Consider the following 19,770-nt stretch of genomic DNA (forward strand, 5'->3'; position numbering starts at 1 on the left):
GAATATCATATGCAAGAATCCTGTGTAGGTGCGGATTTATCCGCACAGTGCGAATAAATTCGCACCCACAGCTGACGAACTTGTTTCATGCGCATTCCTAACCAGCAACTTTCAATTGAAAAAAGGCATTGCCATGTCCAAACCCAAAGTCTTAATTACCCGCCGTTGGCCGGTATCTGTAGAAAAAAAACTACAACAATTATATGACGTCACACTCAATCATGACGACCATCCTTTTTCAGCCGACGAACTTAAACAAGCTTTGCAAAATTACGATGCTGTCTGCCCCACGGTTTGCGACAGTCTGCCGGCCGAGGTTTTGAATGTAGCCAACAAACGCTGCAAAATCCTGGGTAACTTTGGTGTGGGTTATAACCATATAGACATCGCCGCAGCCAAACAGCAAGGCTTAATGGTATCCAACACCCCCGGCGTTTTAACCGAAAGCACCGCAGATATTGCCATGACCTTATTACTGATGTCCGCCAGACGCGGCGCCGAGGGGGATAGATTAGTGCGTGCCGGTCAATGGAGTGGCTGGTGCCCGACCCATATGATGAGCAGCGACGTCACCGGCGCGACTTTAGGCTTAATTGGATTCGGCCGCATCGCCCAATCCATGGCCCGCAAAGCGCATCATGGGTTTGGCATGAAAATAATTTACTTTAAACCCACTCCCGCCGACCCAAGCATCGTGACTGATCTGAAAGCCATACGCTGCGAAACCATCGAAGACTTATTACCGCAATGCGATTATGTCTCCCTACACTGCCCCGGCGGCAATGACACCCGGCATTTAATCAATCAAAGCATGTTAAATCTGATGAAACCCAGCGCCCATTTAATCAATACCGCGCGTGGCGATGTAGTGGACAGCAAAGCTTTGATCAAAGCCTTACAGGAAAAACGTATTGCAGGCGCCGGGCTGGATGTTTATGAAGGTGAACCGAACATCGACCCAGGCTTTTTAAGTTTAGAAAATGTGTCCTTACTGCCGCATTTAGGCAGTGCCACTATTGGTACACGTACCGCAATGGGCGAAAAGGTATTGGAAAATTTGGCGGCATTTTTTGCGGGTGAGGCGCTGCCGGATAGGGTAGCGTAAGAAAAACCGAGAGCAATTGCATTGCTCTCGGCCCATTATAATCGCTGACAAATTAAGACACGTTAAACGGAAACATTGCGTTTTTTTAAGCCAAATACCCCGAAAACACCGCTAAGAAATAACCACGCAGAAGGGGGCAAGGGAACTGGAGAGGCTTCTAAGTGGCCAGTATGGTTCACGTTAACATAGAAGATACGCGAATTATTGAAAGGGTCGAGCGTGAAAGTCATCTGCCCACCATCAATGCTTTGGGCAATAGCTAATTCGGGTTGAATAGACGATGCTTCGACTAAGTCATAGCCATAAGCTTCGAAAACGTCATCGAAATATTCGATACTGACACCCGTAACACCTTCTTGACCAGTAACTTGACTATGAATGTCGTAAGAAAAATTAAGCGTAATATCGAATACTTGCAAGACATTATCATTGATCTTAAAACCCAAATCATACCAACCGACCTGATCGAAATCGATCATGCCATTCGAAGCACTGCCGTCTAAGGCAAATGAATGACTAAAATTGGTACCTACTACAACCGGACCTGAAATAGCAGGTATCTCAGGATTATTATCCGTAACATTGGCATCACCAGTGGTATCAGTCCAGATATCCGGAAAGTAATCGCCCGAACGTAAAAAAGAACCCGACATGCTCAACCCGCCAGAGTAAGCTCCACCATCTGCACTAATACTGGCAACCGAAAAATTAATCGTGGCATAACTATCGAACGCAACGCTAGCAACTGCGTTGTGAGCGAATAAGGACATACTGCCAAAAACACTAACCGCGATAGCAAGTTTCTTAACTGAATAAATCATAAAATCTCCTAAGTTTTTACTGAAAGCAGGTGGTTAATGCCACACTGCTTTCAGTCATTTTTTAATTCTGATGTGTTTATGGCTCTAGCAAGGCTTCGAATGGTTTTAGTGGCTCCAGGATACCGCCAGCACCCACAGCAGGCACCAATAAAAAGTCATCTTTAGCTAGATTTTCATCGATAACATTACCGACAGAAACGCCCTGCTCATCACCCAGATGACCGTTTGGCACTTTGATTTCAGGATGGTCAAACGGCGCACGCTCGTAACGAACCCGGTCGTCGGTGAATGTTTTCAGGAAAGCCACTACATCAGCGCGACTTTTCTGGCTAATAGCGCTAGACCCTGCAGGTTGGCCAGTGCCTGCTAAAGTAATGCTCCGCATAAACTCATGCTGCTGATCATTGATGAAATTACCTTTACGAGAGTAAAACTCCACAACCTGCTCCAGGGTTGCCATGCTACCGTTATGCATGTAAGGACCGGTCAATTCCACATTCCGTAACGTAGGAATTTTGAACGCCGCTTTAGTGGCTACCGCCATTTTCGGCGAATTCAATGCAGCTCTTGCAGCTTCCACCGTAGGAATTTTGGGCACATTCTCTACACCATAAATATCAGAAACAATACAGTTTTGGGTTTTATCAACCCCATCACGTGCACCATCATCTTCCAACGCGTCCAGCCCGTTAAACAAATCGTCATCAGGGAAACTGCCGTAAGCATAGTAAGGATCTACCAAAGGTAAAACGAAGTCACATGCGCGCACCTCTTTTACTACTTGATCCAGAACCTTATCGGTATAACCTGCCAGATATTGTTGATATTGATAACTAAAAGATAACGGATTACCAAAAGCGTCAACGCCGTCTAAACCAGGGTCAGCAGAATCCGGGTTACCCACGCCAGTATTGGCAAAACCAGTATCCATGAAGTGTCCAGGGTGGGCGCTGAACGTAACATCACGCGTAACCACATTGCCATTAGAGGTAATACCTGGCACTGAAGCGCCATGATTCGGACCCAAAGCATTGACACCATAATAAATTGGTGCGGCCGCAGGCCCATAAAATGCCCCGGGCGTAGGAGTAACCATTTTTTTGTAAGAGGCCAATGCAGCGTTGGTGGTTGCGGGACCGCCATGGCAGGTAGAACAGTGGTTTGCCATGAACAGATCAAAACCGTTAGTCAACTGCTGAACTTTTTCGGGCTCATTAGGATACAAAGCCACCCAATTGGGTCTTAAGTAATTGCTCGCATTAGAATTACCCAACACCCGTGGTACCAAATCAATTGGCGCCTGATCAGAGATTAAAGTGCCTTGATAAAGTTGCAGCGCTAAGCCCATAAACATCGGAAAATTAACTTCCATTTGATTATAAGGCGTCTGTCCATTGGCTGGCTTGGGAAAGCCTTTTGAACTACCCGCGTAAGACCAATATTTCGGATTGAACGCCTGGGTAATCAGAGTTTTATATGTAGTTTTTAAACCTGGCAATTGATTACTTTTCGTGCTGCTAACCAAGCCCAAAGGCGAAAACACGCTATCCTGATAATGTACCTTCTGAGTTTGTAACGGTTGGCGCAATAAGAGCTTACGACCCACTTCGATCATCGTACGTTCTTGGCATGACATTTCGAACTCACTCAAGGGTACAGTCGTTCCTAGGGACGCTAGTGCTGAGTTCTCCAAGTGCAAGCGCTCCTTCACTACCGCACGCGGATTAACCTTTACCCACACACCTGCGTCTGGATCACGATCGCCCCATGGACTACTGCCATTAAAAATATTATTGGCACGTCCATCCCAAAACGCTCGATGGTTAAAAATGGAATTAATAACCGTTGGCGCATTACGCGGTTCTACCCGCCGAGTATGAATGTCACCCACATTGAAAATTGGATCAAATCCACGCTGTTCGCAAGTATCCAGGCCACCACTTAAGCGTGACGTGTTTTTATATTTACCACTAAAAGTGCCCGAAGATGCAACGGCGTCATCAGTGTTAGAAATAATTGCGGAATTTTCGTCAAAAGGATTTGCGCGTTTGTGCAATGGAAAGTCTGCTTGGGTTAAAGTGTGATTGGGTCCACCCTTCCCCGAACCTAAAACACTAAATGATTCACCCGTTACCTTATCACTACCTAATAAGCCAGGGTTCATTTGATTTTTTACCCGGGTGTCTGCTCCGGCATGAAAGTGGCATGAGCCGCACGCCATGCCATCACTGCCGACATTTGTATCCCAAAATAACGCCTTACCTAAAGCTATAGCTTTTTCTTTATTGATTACAATTGGATCACTGCCACCCAATAGACCCGGTACTTCAGGAATTGGCACATTGATTAACGGCCCAGGAACGGGGCCATGTGCGTGGGCTGTCTGAAGAATCAGCGCGGACATCAATCCAATGAGATATGTAATTCGCATACTTGATTACCTATAAAATTTATTAAAAATCACGATCAAACCGCATTTAATTTGCCATGTATATCATTTGTAGGATTAATAAAAGCGATGCTTACACCCCGCTCGCGAAAATCTCATTAATCCTCTAAATACAGTGTTACAGATAAGATAGAAAGCAATATTCAGGCCATAGAACTATTAGCTAGGCATTTGTCGCCTAACCTACGACATCTATTACCTGAATAACCTCATAGGTTGACACACTCGACACCTAAATAATCTTGGCAATTGCCGACATATTCTATTAGTGAGCTTATCTACCAATAAAAGGTCAGAATACCCCAGCCAAAAATAAGCGAAATGCCACAAAACAAGGGAAATCACGCAAATTTTTAAAAATAGGCAGTATCATCACTAAATAGATGAATGAGACAAGCAAAGAAACCCGTTGCTCAATTTGATGAGTTGTTGGATTTACCCTGAAAGAGGTAATTACAGGCATTTAGCCTATCTAAACGAATTTATATTTTTCACCAAATGAATGATGCGTAGACCCCAATTTTGCCTTAAACAGGTTTCAACAACATCACCAGTCGAGGCCAAATAGATAATTGCATCTTTACAAAAAACCGTACTCAATAAAAAAGGGTGAAGCATTGCTGCCCCACCCTCTTTATTGCCTATAAACTTACAATCAAGCACTAAGCGCAGATTTTTTTCTTCCAAAAGAAACCAAGCCCAGCAAACCAGTACCGAACAGCCATACAGCTGCAGGAACAGGCACGGCAGCAACGGGTGCGCCTAATACAACGTTATCCAGCTCCATATCAAAGAAAATGCCATCAGTAGGTGTAATTGGATAGCCTTTATAATGAATCCAGACCGCACTGACATTATTAAATGCAGCATCTAAAACAAAGTCAGAGGACGAATTAGTACCTACTAAGCCCTCAAATCCATTAGCAATAAATGAGTGCGCAACAGCAGTGCCATATCCATCAGTGCTCTGGATATTGGGATTTACTGCACTACTGAAACCAAAGATTTCCCATCCTTCATTCGGCCCTAATAGACCAATGTCAGCAGGTTGATCAGAAAGCGGATTATTCATATCCATGGCAGGACCATAAATATAGTTAGTTCCACCAATTGGCGCTTGAAAAATCATGGACTTAAGATCAAAAGCTGAGCCATCAAGCGCTCTAATATAAATGCCTGAGGAATCGCCATGATAGGCTAAAGCCTTATCAGACAAGCCGCCACCCGTAATACTACCTGTCCTGTGAAGATGATTAGTACCATTACCATCAGTGGGCGAGCCAATCAGAACACCATCTTCAACATAACAGGCCGCACCGCCTGTTTCGGGACAAAGACCTCCCGCAGCAGGAACCTGATTAGCGCCATAACCATAAGACGATTGATTCATTATGCTACCAGGAAAATTTACCGTAACCTCATCAGCTCCCGTAAGCGCCGCCGAACTTACCTGACTCATACCCGCCAAAGCACCGAACAACAAGCCATTGATTAATTTAATATTCATTTATTATTCCTTACTAAAGTTTAAGAAAAGAACCTTGCCCCCCCCAGACAAGCCTCAAAACAGTTTAGATTTAATCATACAATTGCTCTATTCACCACGAACGATTCATCAATAGTGCTTGCAAGCAACAATCAAAACACATGCACCATTAAGAAGAGCAATTTTTGGACCATAACCAATCACACGGCCAATTTCTTAAGCATAAAATCTAAAAACATGCGCATTCATCAAGCTAACAACCAAAATCCTGCAAAATACGCTGTTAACTGAATTCAACTAATTTCTACTTCTACCTACATACAACCATAAAAGATCAATTTTTCGCACAGCCAAAACTAAACTATGTTATTTAACGCACTGATTAGGTTATATGCCTCACTTATCCCCTCCACCCCCGAATCGCTTAGGTATAGAATCGTATAATCATGCAAAGATTTACTCACTTTAAAAAATTTAAATACTAAAGATAAAGTGAGCAAAATATCTACATCAGAACGGGATTTACCGAGATCCTGAATGACGTTGCAACCGAAAAGCCTTTATGATCTGAAAATATAATGAGACACGCAACTTTAGCCCTACAGCGTAGCTGAGCTCTTATGCCGCCCAGGCAAGCTTAACCTACTAACTTGAAAAACGGCAATATTGGCCCAAGGCTTGGCTTAATCAAGGAATAACGATTGCCTTGATTCACTTGTTGACATCATAACCCCCAAAGACCTTAAACCCCACATGCAGGCATAAATTATGCTTAAATAATCTATACATTTTTTAACTGTAAAAGATTATGTGCAAATATTTTTTCATCTGCCTGTTGCTATTAGCAGCAAACCCGTCCGCAAATGCAGCAGAAGCCGGCCAAACGCCTCCACCATGCGCAGCAGTTGATAACAAAGACACAACTGTAAATTTTGATGCTTATAAAGGCAAGGTTTTGCTAATTGATTTTTGGGCAACTTGGTGTCCGCCCTGTAAAAAATCCATGCCTTTTTTAAACAACCTGCGTAATCAGCGCGTAAAAGAGGGCTTTGAAATCCTGGCTATCAACGTAGACGAGAATAGCGAAGACGCTAAAAACTTCCTAAAAGAAAACCCAGTTGATTACACTATGGCCTACGACCCTAACGGAGATTGCCCGCAAAAGTTTGCCGTCAAAGCCATGCCTTCATCTTATTTAGTGGATAAAACCGGCAAAATTCGCTTAGTTCACTTAGGCTTTCGAGACGAAGATGAAAGTAAAATTCAAGAGCAAGTATCTCACTTACTAACGGAATAACCCCAAATTTTAATCCCCATGCGTAGATCATTATTTGTTTATAGGATTTTCATTTGCCTGGGCAGCCTCCTGATCAATCAGGGCTGTGAAACCGTTTCCGCTTGGGAGCGCGGCAATCTAGCCAAAGAAGAAATGGGAATAAACCCAACGCCTAACCAAAATGCGTTTAGGGATCATATTTTTACGAGTAAAGAAGCGTCACACGGCGGCCATTCTGGCGCAGGCGGCGGCTGTGGCTGCAATTAACAACAAAGCACTCGCTGCTTTAACAGGCGCTGCACTCAGCTTACCTGGCTTAAATGCACAGGCCGCAATACCCTCTAATAGCATTAAAACCAATGCTAGCTACGGCCATTACCAGGAAAGTGACAACCGCATGCAGGTTGACATTTATCATGCCGACGCTGTCATCCCTTTGTCCGATCGCCTAGAGTTTGCCTTCAGCCTGGATCGAGACACCTACAGCGGCGCAACGCCAGCATTTAGCCTGCCGACAACGGTTACCAATCTGCCAAAATATGGCTTAAAGGATGACGGCGGCACCGTAAATGAAGCCCGTCCAGCTGACCTTGTGTCTGCCGCATCAGGCGGAGTAACAGCAACCGATTTAACGCAATTCAATCTTAATTTATTTACCGAATATAAGGATGGCATAGATACTGCCGATGCACTAATTTCCGCACAACGAGACTCCAACATCAGCAGTCTTGAACAAATCAATAAAACCACCCAAGCAGTCCTGGCACAAACATATGTCATCGACTTAGCCACCAATGAGGATAATTTCTTTCTAACCGCCTCCCCCATGGGCGTACTCATACCCGATTTAATAGCTAGCTATGAAGCCAACAGAGCGTCTATCGTAACCAACTTGGCAAACGTACCTCAAACCATAGCCGCTCCTGCTACCATTAGCTTTCCTGCCAGCCTGATGAACCAAAGCTCTTATTCCGGTGCCGCCAACATTGCACCGGTAGCAGGCGGCAACTGTACAGGCTCTGCAAATCTCGGCTGTTATTATGAAAATGACATGGTTGTGGGCATTGTTCAAGATACTTCCAACAACACCGCCCACTTGCATCGGATTTCAAATGGGCTTAGAGATAGAAAGCTGGGTTACCACTCTGACTCAGCGGGCGTCTATGTTAGAAACCAAGAAAGTAAAATATTTAGTCTCGTTTCATTAGACTTTAATGCGCCAATCAGCGCAGACAATCCGGGTACCGGCCCGAATGATTTTTGGGAAATTCTAGGCTATAGCTCTGCGCTTAACCCAAATTTGGATACAGCCCCCAATAGCGGGCCAGCTGTCGTCCGCAAAAACATACCCAACGGCTTTAGCGGCACGGTTTTATTTAATGACAACCCTGCCTGGGGCAGTATTGGCGCTTTCTGGATTCATTACAACGGCTATCAACAAACCCCTACTGATGGCAAAGCTTTTTCCATGGAATTGGATAATATCGTTGTAGCGCCTGTCGCCAATATCGCAGATTTGAACGCTCTGTATAAACAGCAACTGGTCGATTTAAATAACTATTTTAATGCCGAATTAGTCAACCTTGCCGCCGACCCAGTGGCAATGGCTAATTTGATCACGACTTACAATCAGGATTTGGCTCAAGTCACCGCAGATTACAAAACTGCAGCCACGCAAACAAATCAGAATTTTGTTGATGGCAAAACTGAACAAGAAACTGTAGCTAATAACCTCAGCGCCCAAGCGTCGATTGCCCTGTATACCCAAGTATTAAACAAACTAGTACCCACTGGAACGCCTGCAGTAGAGCGCTTTCAAATGCAACCGCAAGAAACACGCTCGATGCCACAATTTACGGCCCGCTATTACTTCGACGCGACCACCTTATCCATCACGGGTGGCCTGTCTGATGAACCTGACTTTTTATCCAACTTTGGTTCAGCTAACGTTAGCCATGAATTCAACGATAAGCTAACTACCGTATCCGCTGGCTATGGCATAAACAGCAATACTATAACCCGCAGCAGCGGCTCCCATGCTGGGCACGCGGACCACTTAGCAAGCTACGGTCCCGCCGATTATCCCGATCTGAACGATGAGAGTTTATTCCATAATTTCAATGCTGGCATCAGTCAAATTCTATCTAAAAATACCCTGTATAACTTTACCGCCAATTACTCACGACAAACGGGTTATTTAAGCAACCCCTATAAGTATGTCTACGTGCGCGGCGAAGTAACACCTGAAGAATATTATCAAATGTATTCCAATCCAGAGGGGGTTAACTGGGACAGTATCACCCAACTGGAAATGGTCGGTCTGGAACTGTTTCGTGACAAACGTCCTGATGAACGTAATATTTGGTCTTTATCTAATCGCTTGAACCAGTACATCCCACAACTCGATGCCTCGGTACATTTTGATTATCGTTTTTTTATTGATGACTGGGGCATCAACTCGCACACCTTAGAACTCAAATGGTATCAATCCCTCCCTGGCGGCTGGACCGTCACCCCCGGCCTTCGCTATTACTCGCAATCACAGGCGGATTTCTTTGCCCCTTATTTCTTGTCACCAAGAGCTGATGGCAATTACTCCAGCGATTTTAGGCTGTCGGCATTCGGTGACTTAAGCGGTGGAGTTACAGTCAGCAAACAATTTGCTCGCGGTATTTCAGTGGAAGCAGGCATGGAATATGTAACACATTCTGGTTCGTTAAAGCTCGGCGGCGGCGGCGTAGGGGATTATGCAGACTTTAATTACTATATTGCCCATGCCAATCTTAGTATTGATCTAGGGGCCAGGCCACTTAGTATCGGCGAACACAGCGAACATAATATGCATCATCACCATCATGGCGCACCCGTTCCTGCAGGCGTTATGTTCGGCCACATGATGAATCAAGCTGACGACATCATGATCGGTTATCGCTATCAATACAGCGCACAAAGTGGCTCTATGCGTAACGGCAGTGACCCAATCAGTGATGCATTGCTAGTGAGCACTGCCTGCGCCGGTAATGCCAATGGCTGCTTATATAAACCTACCAATATGCATATGCAAATGCACATGCTGGATTTAATGTACGCACCTACCGACTGGCTGAATATCATGCTGATGCCGCAATTGATGAGCATGGACATGGGCATGAGCCAGCCACTAAGAGCGTTTGAAGGAACCGAAGAAGCGGACTACGGCCACCACGCCGGCACCACGCATAATAGCAACGATATAGGCGATACCGTAGTCACTGCATTAGTTAAGATCGTAGATGACGGTAAACATCATCTGCATACCGGCATTGGTATGAGCGCACCCACTGGCGCTATTGATGCACAGCTTACGCCACCCGTTCTGGAATCAACGGCAGGTACTCAGACAGTACCTAACAGTGCTGTCTTACAAGATTATGGTATGCAATTGGGCAGTGGCACCTGGGATTTTAAACCGAGCTTGACTTATACCGGCCATATGGACGATTGGGGATGGGGCGGACAACTCAATGGAGTTAAACGGTTGGGGAAAAACAAATATGGCTATGCCTATGGCGATATTTTCCAGGCAACAGGATGGGGAAGTTACAACATTTTTAATTGGTTATCGGCAACCGTTCGCGGTGTTTATACCTGGCAGGATAAAATACAAGGCGCAACGACTCAAAATCACGAAAACGTTTCACCAGTGGACTTTACAAACAACTACGGCGGCCAATACTGGGATGTTGGCATGGGATTAAACTTATCTGTACCCGAAGGACAATTCGCTGGTCACAACCTTAGCGTAGAATGGCTGCAACCTGTAGCTTCTGACTTTAATGGCTCACAACTGGATAGAGACGGTGCACTAACGGCCACATGGAGTTATACCTTTTAATTTGGCTTGCACAGCATAAGACATACTCCACCCGCTTTACTATGAAGTAAAATATTTTAGCTTTTTAAACGCCTTACTCACTCCCCTTTGAAAAAAAACAAATTTCAATGTTTTCGCTTTGCTTTTAAGGCCATGGGCTGCCCATGCGAAATTCAGCTATTCGCCAAAACAAGAACCGTAGCCAAAAAAATTGCCGATTTGGCGATTATTGATATCAGCCGACTTGAAGCCAAATATTCTCGTTACCGTGCCGACAGCTTACTGTCTGTAATAAACAAGGTCGCCGCTACTGGCGGCAGCATAACAATCGACGAAGAAACTGCTAGCTTACTGGATTATGCAGAAACCTGTTATCAACAAAGCGATGGCCTGTTTGATATCACTTCCGGCATTCTGCGCCAAGCCTGGCATTTTGAACGAAACAAGTTACCTGACCAGAACCAGATCAACCATTTGTTATCCCGATCCGGCTGGCACAACTTACGCTGGCAAGCCCCGCAATTGGAGTTTTTAATTCCTGGTATGGAGCTGGATTTTGGCGGCATTGTTAAAGAATACGCCGCAGACCGCGCTACCGCTTTATGTCAAACGCACGGCTTAGAATCTGGTGTAGTCAATCTTGGAGGGGACGTTAAATTGATTGGCCCCCGCGCAGATGATCGTCCATGGCGTGTGGGCATACAGCACCCACGTAACAACGACAATGTGCTCACGACATTGACATTAAACCACGGCGCGGTTGCCAGCAGTGGCGATTACCAACGCTTCATGATGGTTAATGGTATCCGATACAGCCATGTGTTTAACCCAAAAACCGGCTGGCCGGTAAGTCATTTGGCCGCAGTTACAGTGATCAGTGATTTTTGCGTGATAGCTGGCAGTGCCGCCACCATTGCCATGCTGAAAGCTGAAGATGGGCCAAGCTGGTTGGAATCGTTAGAACTACCTTACCTATGGATGGATCATTTTGGTCATCAAGGTGGCACGCTGATAAACACAAGCGAAGCATTCTAAGCTGATATTTAAACTATGTTATCTAACACAACTAAATATAGCGATTTCACACGCTAACGGTTACTTAAACCTCTCTAATCAGAATCCTCTGCCATTCTGTAATAATCATATGCTGGATAAGTATCACTCAATCAAAAACCATTCTAACTTCAACACCCCATAACCATTGAAGCATAAGACCACATTGACAAAGTCGCAATAATCAAGACCACACCCCCATAATATGGCATCATTTTTGCTAAATAAAATATGCAAACAGCTTGACATAACAAACCAAACAGATAAAGCCACACTTGTCGTAAGACAAGGTCGGAAAGCAAGAATCTTAATTCAAGATCGTCCTTGCTGCCAATTTTGGTTATCGATCACAAACACACAAATCAGCACTCAAACTGAAATTGTAATTATTAATTGACGAGGTGTATTCACAATGATGAATCAAACAAAATTGGCCAAGGCCATTGCTTATACAATAGCTGGCGCAACACTAGCAACAGGCTCGGTTTCTACAGCGTCCGCCACCGTCACCACAATGTACAACCTGAGTAGCTCAGCAGGCCTTGACATCAGTAGCAACACCACAGACCCAACCACCGGCGGCACTTGGGCTTTATCCGGCAATACCGACGGTTGGATTTATGGCTATACAGCAGACTCAGGCAATTCTAACGCTACAGATGCAAAATGGGCTGGCACTACTGGCACAAACAGCACACCTTTCGGCTACACAGCACCTCATCTGAACTGGGCAATCGAAATTACCGGTGGCACAGGCGGTACTGGTGAAATTTCTACATTTGACGCCTTCAATCGCTATGGTGTCTATGCTGATATAGATACGGCTAAAGGTGCCTGGAGCGATCAAGGGCAAGCCGGTGCAATCGGATGGCGCCATGACCTTGAGTTTGGTTTGTTCAAATCAGACACATCAGGCACAGTAACCTTAAATGCAGAAGGCATTTTACAAAGTGGCACCAATTTTGGCTTAACCATTTTTAAAGGCATGAGCAACAATACTTCTTATGCTCACCACGGTGGATGGAATGCTAACAGCAACGCCTTCGGCGTAACACCCGCATCGCTGCCAGGCGGTGGCACAACTTTTGCCGCTTCTGACATTGTTGCCTACAGCGTTGGCGGCGCAACGCCCAGCAATCTAAACACCATTAGCTTCGATGCAACTGCAGGTGAAATATATACCATCGTACTAGGTGGCTATAGAAATGGTCACTGGGGAGCAACTACGGATGGCTATAGCCTGACAGTATCTCAAGTGCCAGTACCAGGCGCTATTTGGTTGTTTGGTAGCACATTAGCCGGCTTTATTGGTGTGCAACGCCGCAAAAAATTGGCAGCCTAAATTACCGCAAAACATCGCCTGAGATAGCCATCCAACCGAACCCGCAACTACTAATCCTAACTGCGGGTTTTTCTTATCCTGATGAAATAGATCTCAACATTTTGTCAGGGCGCATTGCTTTATTGGAAATCATACTATTTAGTGTCTGAAAGAAAACTCGATTTTTTCAGAATTGTGCTGGGTCACTGAGCATAATCACGGCAGTTTTTCGGCACTGGCCAGCCTATTTCCTCATCCGGTCGAACTCAATGATGCAAATCAGCCATTCTGGACGGATTTTGAACATACCTTTCCCGCGTTTCTGGTTTTTTACATCAGCAATCGTGTATTCAGGCCGCTTTTTTATACGGCCCTCGTCGTCGATCCGCTGCTTGCTGTTCATGCTCGCGCAGAATGGAACCCAAGCGCTGAATGTTGCGTGCCACGACCGCGAGGGCGACATAACGCTTGAAACCGTCAATGCCATGATCGGGACATTTATCCAGGCCATGAACGCCCAGGGCATTAATAGCCGATTCGACGGATGAGTGCTGACGGCGCAGGCGGATAAATTCCGGGTCGGATTCACGCGATTTGTCGGCTTCGGAGAGCCGGCCTTTTTTCGGCAATATCACGTTTTCCAGGTGCTGTTTGAGCTCGGTCTGATTGGCGGGGCTGTGGAAGCCTTTATCAAAGCTCATGGCTTTTACAGCCGCAAAGCGGGCTTGGGCTTGTTCGACCAAGGCCACGGCAATTTGAGCGTCCGTGGTTTTTTCCATAACCTGATGGTGCAGAATGAAGCGGTACTGGTTTTCGACGATACAGACCCGCAAGCCCAATTCGACCGGCACGCCGGCTTTGCCTACAGGGATGTAGGCAAAGCCGGCGTAAGCAGGAGCGGAAGCTTTACCTTTGCTGATCCACTCGGTATGGGGTTGAAAAAGCGAGAAAACTTTCTCCGCATGCGGAATCGTTTCACCTTGCAAGACCCGGCGACGAATTTGGTCGATCTGTCGGTTCGCATGGGTCAGATACTCATCGAGATCCGCCAGCAGCAGTGTCTGTACGCCATGGCCGCGCTTGCTCGCTGCACAAGGGTTTCGGCTTGGTCGAGGTAGGTTTGATAAGCCGCTTTGATCTGCACTTGCTTGGCCAGCTCATTATGCTTTAAAAATGCAGATCAGCCGACAGTGATAGAAGACCTGATTCATGTTATCCAACAAGCCACCGATAACGAACCTTGCTTCAATGTTGAGCCTGATATTCATTGTAACGAAACCAAGCCTTGTGCATGGAAAACTGAATGCAAAAAAATGATTGCTACTTGGCATCCATTAAAGCAGAAATAAGGATTTCGCAAAATATAACTACCCGGATAATAGCTAGCTGCGAAACCGTTCGAGCTGAGTAGCGTCAAAGCAGGGCATCGAAAGGGGCATTATTTGCGATCAAATCATAAAAAAAGGATCTGACGATAAAATTGTCGCCAGATCAATCAAAACATTTCTACGCCCAACTGATCTACGCTACAAGGCCCGCTATTCGGGCCTTGTAGCCTGCAGGCCGAGGGATGTTAGCGCTTTAAATGAGGTCTTGGCTTGGCTAAGATTGATCTAAATCACCGACTTTTGCATATCAATTACACATCTGTTGCAAAATTAAGGGATAATTACCCTAGGTGTAAACAATATACCTATATTGGTTTTTAATTTAAGAGAGATTTATGGCAGCGCAAGTAGAAGGCAAAGTAAAATGGTTCAACGATGACAAAGGCTTCGGCTTCATCGAGCAAGACGGCGGAAAAGATGTATTTGTACATTTCAGCGTCATTCAAGGCAGTGGTCGTAAAACCTTGCAAGAAGGTCAACGCGTCACGATGGAAGTGACCAGCGGTGCCAAAGGTCCACAAGCGGAAAATGTAATTCCTTTATAGGTCGTTTGATAATTGCTCAATAGATGCTAGACATCTGTTGAGCAATTGCACTTGGTCATCAAGTGCTGGCTGCGCTCGCCTCACGGATCGAGCCTGGCCTTTATCACACCCTTGCGGAAGAGCCCATGAACGGGGCCGGTTTGTCATGCTTCGCACGATCAACCAGCGGTATTTTCTGCCCTGTTAGCCGTTCAATATCATCCACGCTCACCAAATAATCATCTAATCGATTCGACTTCGCCGCTTGCGAATTCGCTACGATCCAGGCAGTGACTTTCTGACGCTGGCCCATGCTGCGAATGACGACGTTTTAGAAGGCGTTCGCGCCCGCCATCATCGTTACTGTCGCCTGCACCCCTTTCCAGATAAAATTGCTCGCGCGCTTCAAAACCGTTTCTTCAGAATCTAACAAGTAGCCATTCCAGGATTTCTCTAACCCTGCCCAAAAACGCTCGATCGCGTTGTATTTGCTGTGATAAGGCGGGTAATAGACCAGTCGAATGATCAGCCCCGTTTTGTCTGCAAACTCAACCGGCCTATGTAAATACTGCGTTCGGCGACCACTGCACTCCGGTCCGTTAGCCGAATTGATCACCAAGGTGCGGATAAGCGATAACGACGATTGGCGCCTCGCCCACCAAGCTCTTCTGCAAACGTGACTAACGGGCTCATGGCTTCTTTCATCTCTGTTGGTCTGAGTTGTTTCGTAAAACCATCATTATGACGGGATTTTTATGCCTGCGGCATCCCTTAAGCAAGGCGTTGAATTGGTTAAATAGGTTGCGATTTAGACAGTAGGATGGGTTTCGCTAACGCTTGACCATCCTACCTGAGCAAGAAATTTAGATATTGCCAATCAATCCCTTATGTTTTGTTGATATTTTTTGTCGTGCACAGGGATTAATCATTTTTCATCTGCCTGCCAATAATACGCATGGTGCCGATAAAAAAATGTAATGAACGACGAACATCCGGGTCGTTTAGCGAGCTGATTAATTGAAACAAACCGGGTGGCTTTTCTAATGCTTCGGTTTGCGCATTCGCCATACGCACGGCATTACCGGCTGTCCAACCCAAGGCTAAAATTTCTTCGCCGACTTTAGTAGTTTTTTCCAGCGCCGCTTCATCAAGAAATTCGATATTGTCCGATATGATGGACAATAAATCGATGATGTTATTAAAGCGTCCGGCTTGTACTAAAGGCGCGGCTTTATCGATTAGATTCTTGATGCCATCGATGGTTGCCTGGTCATTAAGCACCGGAGCCGACATAAGTTTTTCTAGATTTCCATTTAACTGCATTTCTTCAGACATAAGTAATTCCTCTGTAATCAAACGATTCCACGCGCAACAGCCCAATAAATGCCGCGATTAAACGTTTTGCGCATTAAGCCGCCGAGTTTGGTGGGTGGGGCGACCTGTACATCATGTTTGTAGTCGTACCATAGCGGCATGCCGGCTTCCAATCCCATCTGAGCGATGGCCTGTACTTTGCCATCATAGATAGCAGAGGTGTAACCACGACGAATTTCCGAAGCGATATTCTCCACGATGACCGGTGACTGGTTATGACACGTGCCGCCGGCTTTACTCACCGGCAAATCGACGGTATCGCCCATCACATAGACATTATCGGTACCGTACATTTTCAAGGTTTCAAAGTCGGTCGGTAACCAGCCTTCATTATTTTGCGCTTGCGACTTGCCTGAATTAATCACGGCATCTACCGCGCGAATAGGCGGCGTAGCCATTAAAATATCGAATTCTTGAGACTTACCTTCTTCCGAATAAGCAATTTTGGCTTCGGGATCTACCCTATCTAAGGTAAAGCCGCGTTGATATTTAATATTTTTACTATCAAAAATAGTAGGCAACACATCACAGGTTGGTTTTTGTAAAAACAAACAATTGCGCAATAATTGAGAGACGGTGGGATAGCTGTAAATAATCTCTACCCGGTCCCGTACGCCGCGTTTACGCAAATATTCATCCAGCATTAACGTGGTTTCGATAGGGGCAATGCCGCATTGATGAGGCACATTGGGGGTTTTAGGGAAATTAACCGTAATAAATATACGGCCCTCCTGGATGGTGCGTAATTTTTGTGCGAGTTGTTGCGCTGCTTTAGTTTGGTAAAAATGATCTCCCGCCTCTTTTAGGCCTTCAATGCGTTCCGGTGCTGGAATACAGCCTGTGGAAATAACCAGATACTCGTAATCGTAGCGCTTGCCGCTTTCACAGAGGACACGATTTTGTTCGAATTCAAAGCTTTCTACGCCATCGACATGGAAAATAATTTCCGGGCGTAATAACGAGCGTTGTTTGCGCACCAGTTCATGCGGATGAAAAGCATTGAAAGCCACATACATATTGGCCGGCTTGTAAATATGGTTAGGGGAGTTTGAGAGCATCATGATCTCAATCTCGCCTTTTAGGATTTCCGGATAAAATTTAGCGACTAAATTATTAGCGGTCATCGTGCCGCCTATCCCGCCGCCAACGACGATAATGCGTTTTGTCGAGCTAGTCATAATGACTCCTTCAATTGATTATGCAGTGAAGGGTCAACTTGTCAGGCGCATCAATAATGAATATCTAGCACCGTGGACAAGAAGACCCATTTTTTAGTCAGTCGACGCGTTTCAGCGCACCGGAAGGACATTGATTGATAACGTTAACGACTTCAGCCTCAGTCGCTTTGTCCGGTTCGATCACAAATTGTCCGTCGACCACTTTAAAAACCTCTGGCAGTGATTTGACACAGTTGCCGGAGTGCGTGCATGTTTGTTGATCCCATTGTATTTTCATGGTGCTTAACCTCTGCTATGTTCAGCTGTTGTTGGATTAATCATGGTTTTTACTTCAGCAATCGAATTGGCCGGAAACTCACCACGTTCTGCATGTGTTTTAATGCTTTGCTTATCGGGCGCGATGTAAATGCAATAGATTTTGTCGTCTGTCACATAACTTTCCACCCACTGAATTTGTGGCCCCATGTCGTTCAGAATGCAGCAGGACTTTTGTGAAATTTGTTGCAGCTCTACTGCGGTTAATTGGCCTGCATTCGGGATTTCTCGTTCAATAATATATTTAGGCATATGGCCTCCTATACTTCTATATGACCAGTCGTCTTCGATTGGTTGTTAAAAAAAACGATATTGGCCCATGGTCATATCGCTTGAAAGTTTGTTCGTTAAACGGTTTTTTAAATGATTAATGCTTAAGTTTGTGGCGGAATTTTTACGGCTAATTCAGCCGCTTTCCAGGCGGCGATGCCGCCATTAATATTCTTGATATTTTTAAAGCCCATCTGCTGCATCACAGCCGCGGCCATGGCAGAGCGCCCGGAACTGGCGCAGAGTAATAGCCATTTTTTGTCGCGGTCCATTAATTCTTCACGACGACCCGCATATTGACGGTCTGCCGCCCCTTCCAGTATTCCACGCGGAATATTTAATGCGCCCTGAATAGTGCCTGACATAAATTCTGCAGGTTCGCGTACATCCAGTACCTGGTAGCCTTCATCCAATAGCGGTTTAACATTTAATACCTCTATTTCGTGTATTTGCGATTTTGCTTGTTTAACAAAATCCATTAAGGTTTTTTCTTCGCTCATATCAAATTCCCATGCATAATAATTGACCGGTCGTCTTCATTTTGGGCAAAAAAAACACCAAAACTAGCGGCGGTTGTGTCGACTTGCTTTGTCCCCAATCTAAAATCGACTAGGCAACAAAATAATCATTCAATAAGGTATCGCAAAACTCATGCAAAGGTTGTACGGACTGTTCAATTTTCATCCGTAACAACGCGCCTTGCCAGTTATTTACCAACAAGTTAGCCATAATTTCGGCACTTCTATCATTACGTACCGTGCCTTGTTTTTGGGCTTGCAGCAATGCCTTATATTGCAGCGCTTTATAGCGTTCAACCGCAGACTTTAGCGCTTGGTTGCATAACTCACTGGTATCGCCGATTTCACCCATCAAGTTACCCAACAAGCATCCGCCTTTGTAACCGTTCTTTTCCACTGCAACAATTAGCTCTGCATAGTAGTTTTTTAATGCAGTGAGCGGGTCGGCTTGCGAGTGTTGTAAATGCCTCGTTAATAGCTGTATAAAAGGTTCGATATAGTGGTTGATGCTTTCAGCAGCAAACTCTTCCTTACTGCCAAAGTAGCTATAAAATGAACCCTTGGGCACCTGTACCGCATTAACAATTTCGTTAATACCGGTTGCATGATAGCCCTGGTTCATCAGCAGATAAACACCTTGGTCTAGTAATTTTGTGCGTTTGGAAAGCTTGCTGTTCATAGTGGTTACAAAATATACGACCGGTCGTTTATTTTGTCAATAAATTTTTTCCAGCAAGGGGAAATCGCAGCATTCGGAAAAATTGCACGCTAACTGCTGCTTAGCGGTGCCTTAATGTGTATATCCTTTAAGGCTGCCACCGCGCATCGTTCCTACGCTT

Annotated in this window: 16 protein-coding genes, 2 pseudogenes and 1 riboswitch; of the genes and pseudogenes, 7 read left to right on the top strand and 11 right to left on the bottom strand. The window is 45.3% G+C overall.

The features are described from left to right. Nucleotides 1–133 precede the first annotated feature (133 nt). Nucleotides 134–1,105 (top strand): 2-hydroxyacid dehydrogenase, encoded by a 972-nt coding sequence (locus tag A1359_RS03340; RefSeq protein ID WP_066978054.1) that lies wholly within the window; start codon nt 134–136, stop codon nt 1,103–1,105. Between the two features lie 62 nt (nt 1,106–1,167). On the opposite strand, the gene A1359_RS03345 is transcribed toward A1359_RS03340, so the two are convergent. The 3 genes from A1359_RS03345 to A1359_RS23000 all read right to left on the bottom strand — a co-directional run bounded on the left by A1359_RS03345 (nt 1,168) and on the right by A1359_RS23000 (nt 5,882). Beyond that, complete coding sequence (locus A1359_RS03345) at nt 1,168–1,926, bottom strand: hypothetical protein (RefSeq protein ID WP_066977999.1); 759 nt, start codon at nt 1,924–1,926, stop codon at nt 1,168–1,170. Nucleotides 1,927–2,002: 76 nt separating this feature from the next. Beyond that, nucleotides 2,003–4,357 (bottom strand): cytochrome c peroxidase, encoded by a 2,355-nt coding sequence (locus A1359_RS03350; protein ID WP_066978003.1) that lies wholly within the window; start codon nt 4,355–4,357, stop codon nt 2,003–2,005. A gap of 673 nt (nt 4,358–5,030) precedes the next feature. Next, nucleotides 5,031–5,882 (bottom strand): hypothetical protein, encoded by an 852-nt coding sequence (locus A1359_RS23000; RefSeq protein ID WP_066978006.1) that lies wholly within the window; start codon nt 5,880–5,882, stop codon nt 5,031–5,033. A gap of 787 nt (nt 5,883–6,669) precedes the next feature. Here A1359_RS23000 and A1359_RS03360 point away from each other — a divergent pair. From A1359_RS03360 to A1359_RS03375, 5 genes are all read left to right on the top strand, one after another. Next, complete coding sequence (locus A1359_RS03360; protein WP_066978009.1) at nt 6,670–7,158, top strand: TlpA family protein disulfide reductase; 489 nt, start codon at nt 6,670–6,672, stop codon at nt 7,156–7,158. Between the two features lie 18 nt (nt 7,159–7,176). Continuing rightward, entirely contained in the window at nt 7,177–7,404 is a 228-nt protein-coding gene (locus A1359_RS23540) for a DUF4266 domain-containing protein (protein ID WP_083960472.1), read from the top strand. Next, on the top strand, nt 7,319–11,011 hold the full coding sequence (locus A1359_RS03365) for a DUF3570 domain-containing protein (RefSeq protein WP_066978012.1): 3,693 nt from the start codon (nt 7,319–7,321) through the stop codon (nt 11,009–11,011). The genes A1359_RS23540 and A1359_RS03365 overlap by 86 nt, the downstream gene beginning before the upstream one ends. Nucleotides 11,012–11,143: 132 nt before the next feature. Continuing rightward, nucleotides 11,144–12,025: an FAD:protein FMN transferase gene (locus A1359_RS03370; RefSeq protein ID WP_066978057.1), complete on the top strand. Its 882-nt coding sequence runs from the start codon at nt 11,144–11,146 to the stop codon at nt 12,023–12,025. A 276-nt stretch (nt 12,026–12,301) separates the two neighbouring features. Beyond that, a riboswitch (cyclic di-GMP riboswitch) is annotated at nt 12,302–12,378 on the top strand. 77 nt (nt 12,379–12,455) lie between these two features. Continuing rightward, nucleotides 12,456–13,385 (top strand): hypothetical protein, encoded by a 930-nt coding sequence (locus A1359_RS03375; RefSeq protein ID WP_066978015.1) that lies wholly within the window; start codon nt 12,456–12,458, stop codon nt 13,383–13,385. A 329-nt stretch (nt 13,386–13,714) separates the two neighbouring features. Here the strand turns inward: A1359_RS03375 and A1359_RS03380 are convergent. Next, nucleotides 13,715–14,425, bottom strand: a pseudogene (locus A1359_RS03380) (ISNCY family transposase); the annotation flags it as partial. A gap of 662 nt (nt 14,426–15,087) precedes the next feature. Between A1359_RS03380 and A1359_RS03390 the strand changes: the two are divergent. After that, nucleotides 15,088–15,297 (top strand): cold-shock protein, encoded by a 210-nt coding sequence (locus A1359_RS03390; RefSeq protein WP_066978025.1) that lies wholly within the window; start codon nt 15,088–15,090, stop codon nt 15,295–15,297. A gap of 310 nt (nt 15,298–15,607) precedes the next feature. Here A1359_RS03390 and A1359_RS03400 read toward each other — a convergent pair. The 7 genes and pseudogenes from A1359_RS03400 to A1359_RS03430 all read right to left on the bottom strand — a co-directional run. Beyond that, a pseudogene (locus A1359_RS03400) lies at nt 15,608–15,931 on the bottom strand (ISAzo13-like element transposase-related protein); the annotation flags it as partial. Nucleotides 15,932–16,197: 266 nt separating this feature from the next. Beyond that, on the bottom strand, nt 16,198–16,611 hold the full coding sequence (locus A1359_RS03405; RefSeq protein ID WP_066978036.1) for a DUF1641 domain-containing protein: 414 nt from the start codon (nt 16,609–16,611) through the stop codon (nt 16,198–16,200). Nucleotides 16,612–16,628: 17 nt separating this feature from the next. Continuing rightward, nucleotides 16,629–17,828, bottom strand: coding sequence for an NAD(P)/FAD-dependent oxidoreductase (locus A1359_RS03410; RefSeq protein ID WP_066978039.1), 1,200 nt, complete (start codon nt 17,826–17,828; stop codon nt 16,629–16,631). Nucleotides 17,829–17,925: 97 nt separating this feature from the next. Beyond that, nucleotides 17,926–18,105: a (4Fe-4S)-binding protein gene (locus tag A1359_RS03415; protein ID WP_066978042.1), complete on the bottom strand. Its 180-nt coding sequence runs from the start codon at nt 18,103–18,105 to the stop codon at nt 17,926–17,928. A gap of 5 nt (nt 18,106–18,110) precedes the next feature. Next, nucleotides 18,111–18,395: a DUF4242 domain-containing protein gene (locus tag A1359_RS03420; RefSeq protein ID WP_066978045.1), complete on the bottom strand. Its 285-nt coding sequence runs from the start codon at nt 18,393–18,395 to the stop codon at nt 18,111–18,113. A 122-nt stretch (nt 18,396–18,517) separates the two neighbouring features. Continuing rightward, a complete protein-coding gene (locus A1359_RS03425; RefSeq protein WP_066978048.1) occupies nt 18,518–18,913 on the bottom strand; it encodes a rhodanese-like domain-containing protein in 396 nt (131 codons plus the stop codon). A gap of 109 nt (nt 18,914–19,022) precedes the next feature. Then, complete coding sequence (locus A1359_RS03430) at nt 19,023–19,610, bottom strand: TetR/AcrR family transcriptional regulator (protein ID WP_066978051.1); 588 nt, start codon at nt 19,608–19,610, stop codon at nt 19,023–19,025. Nucleotides 19,611–19,770: the final 160 nt, after the last annotated feature.

Source organism: Methylomonas lenta, assembly GCF_001644015.1.
Lineage (GTDB): Bacteria > Pseudomonadota > Gammaproteobacteria > Methylococcales > Methylomonadaceae > Methylomonas > Methylomonas lenta.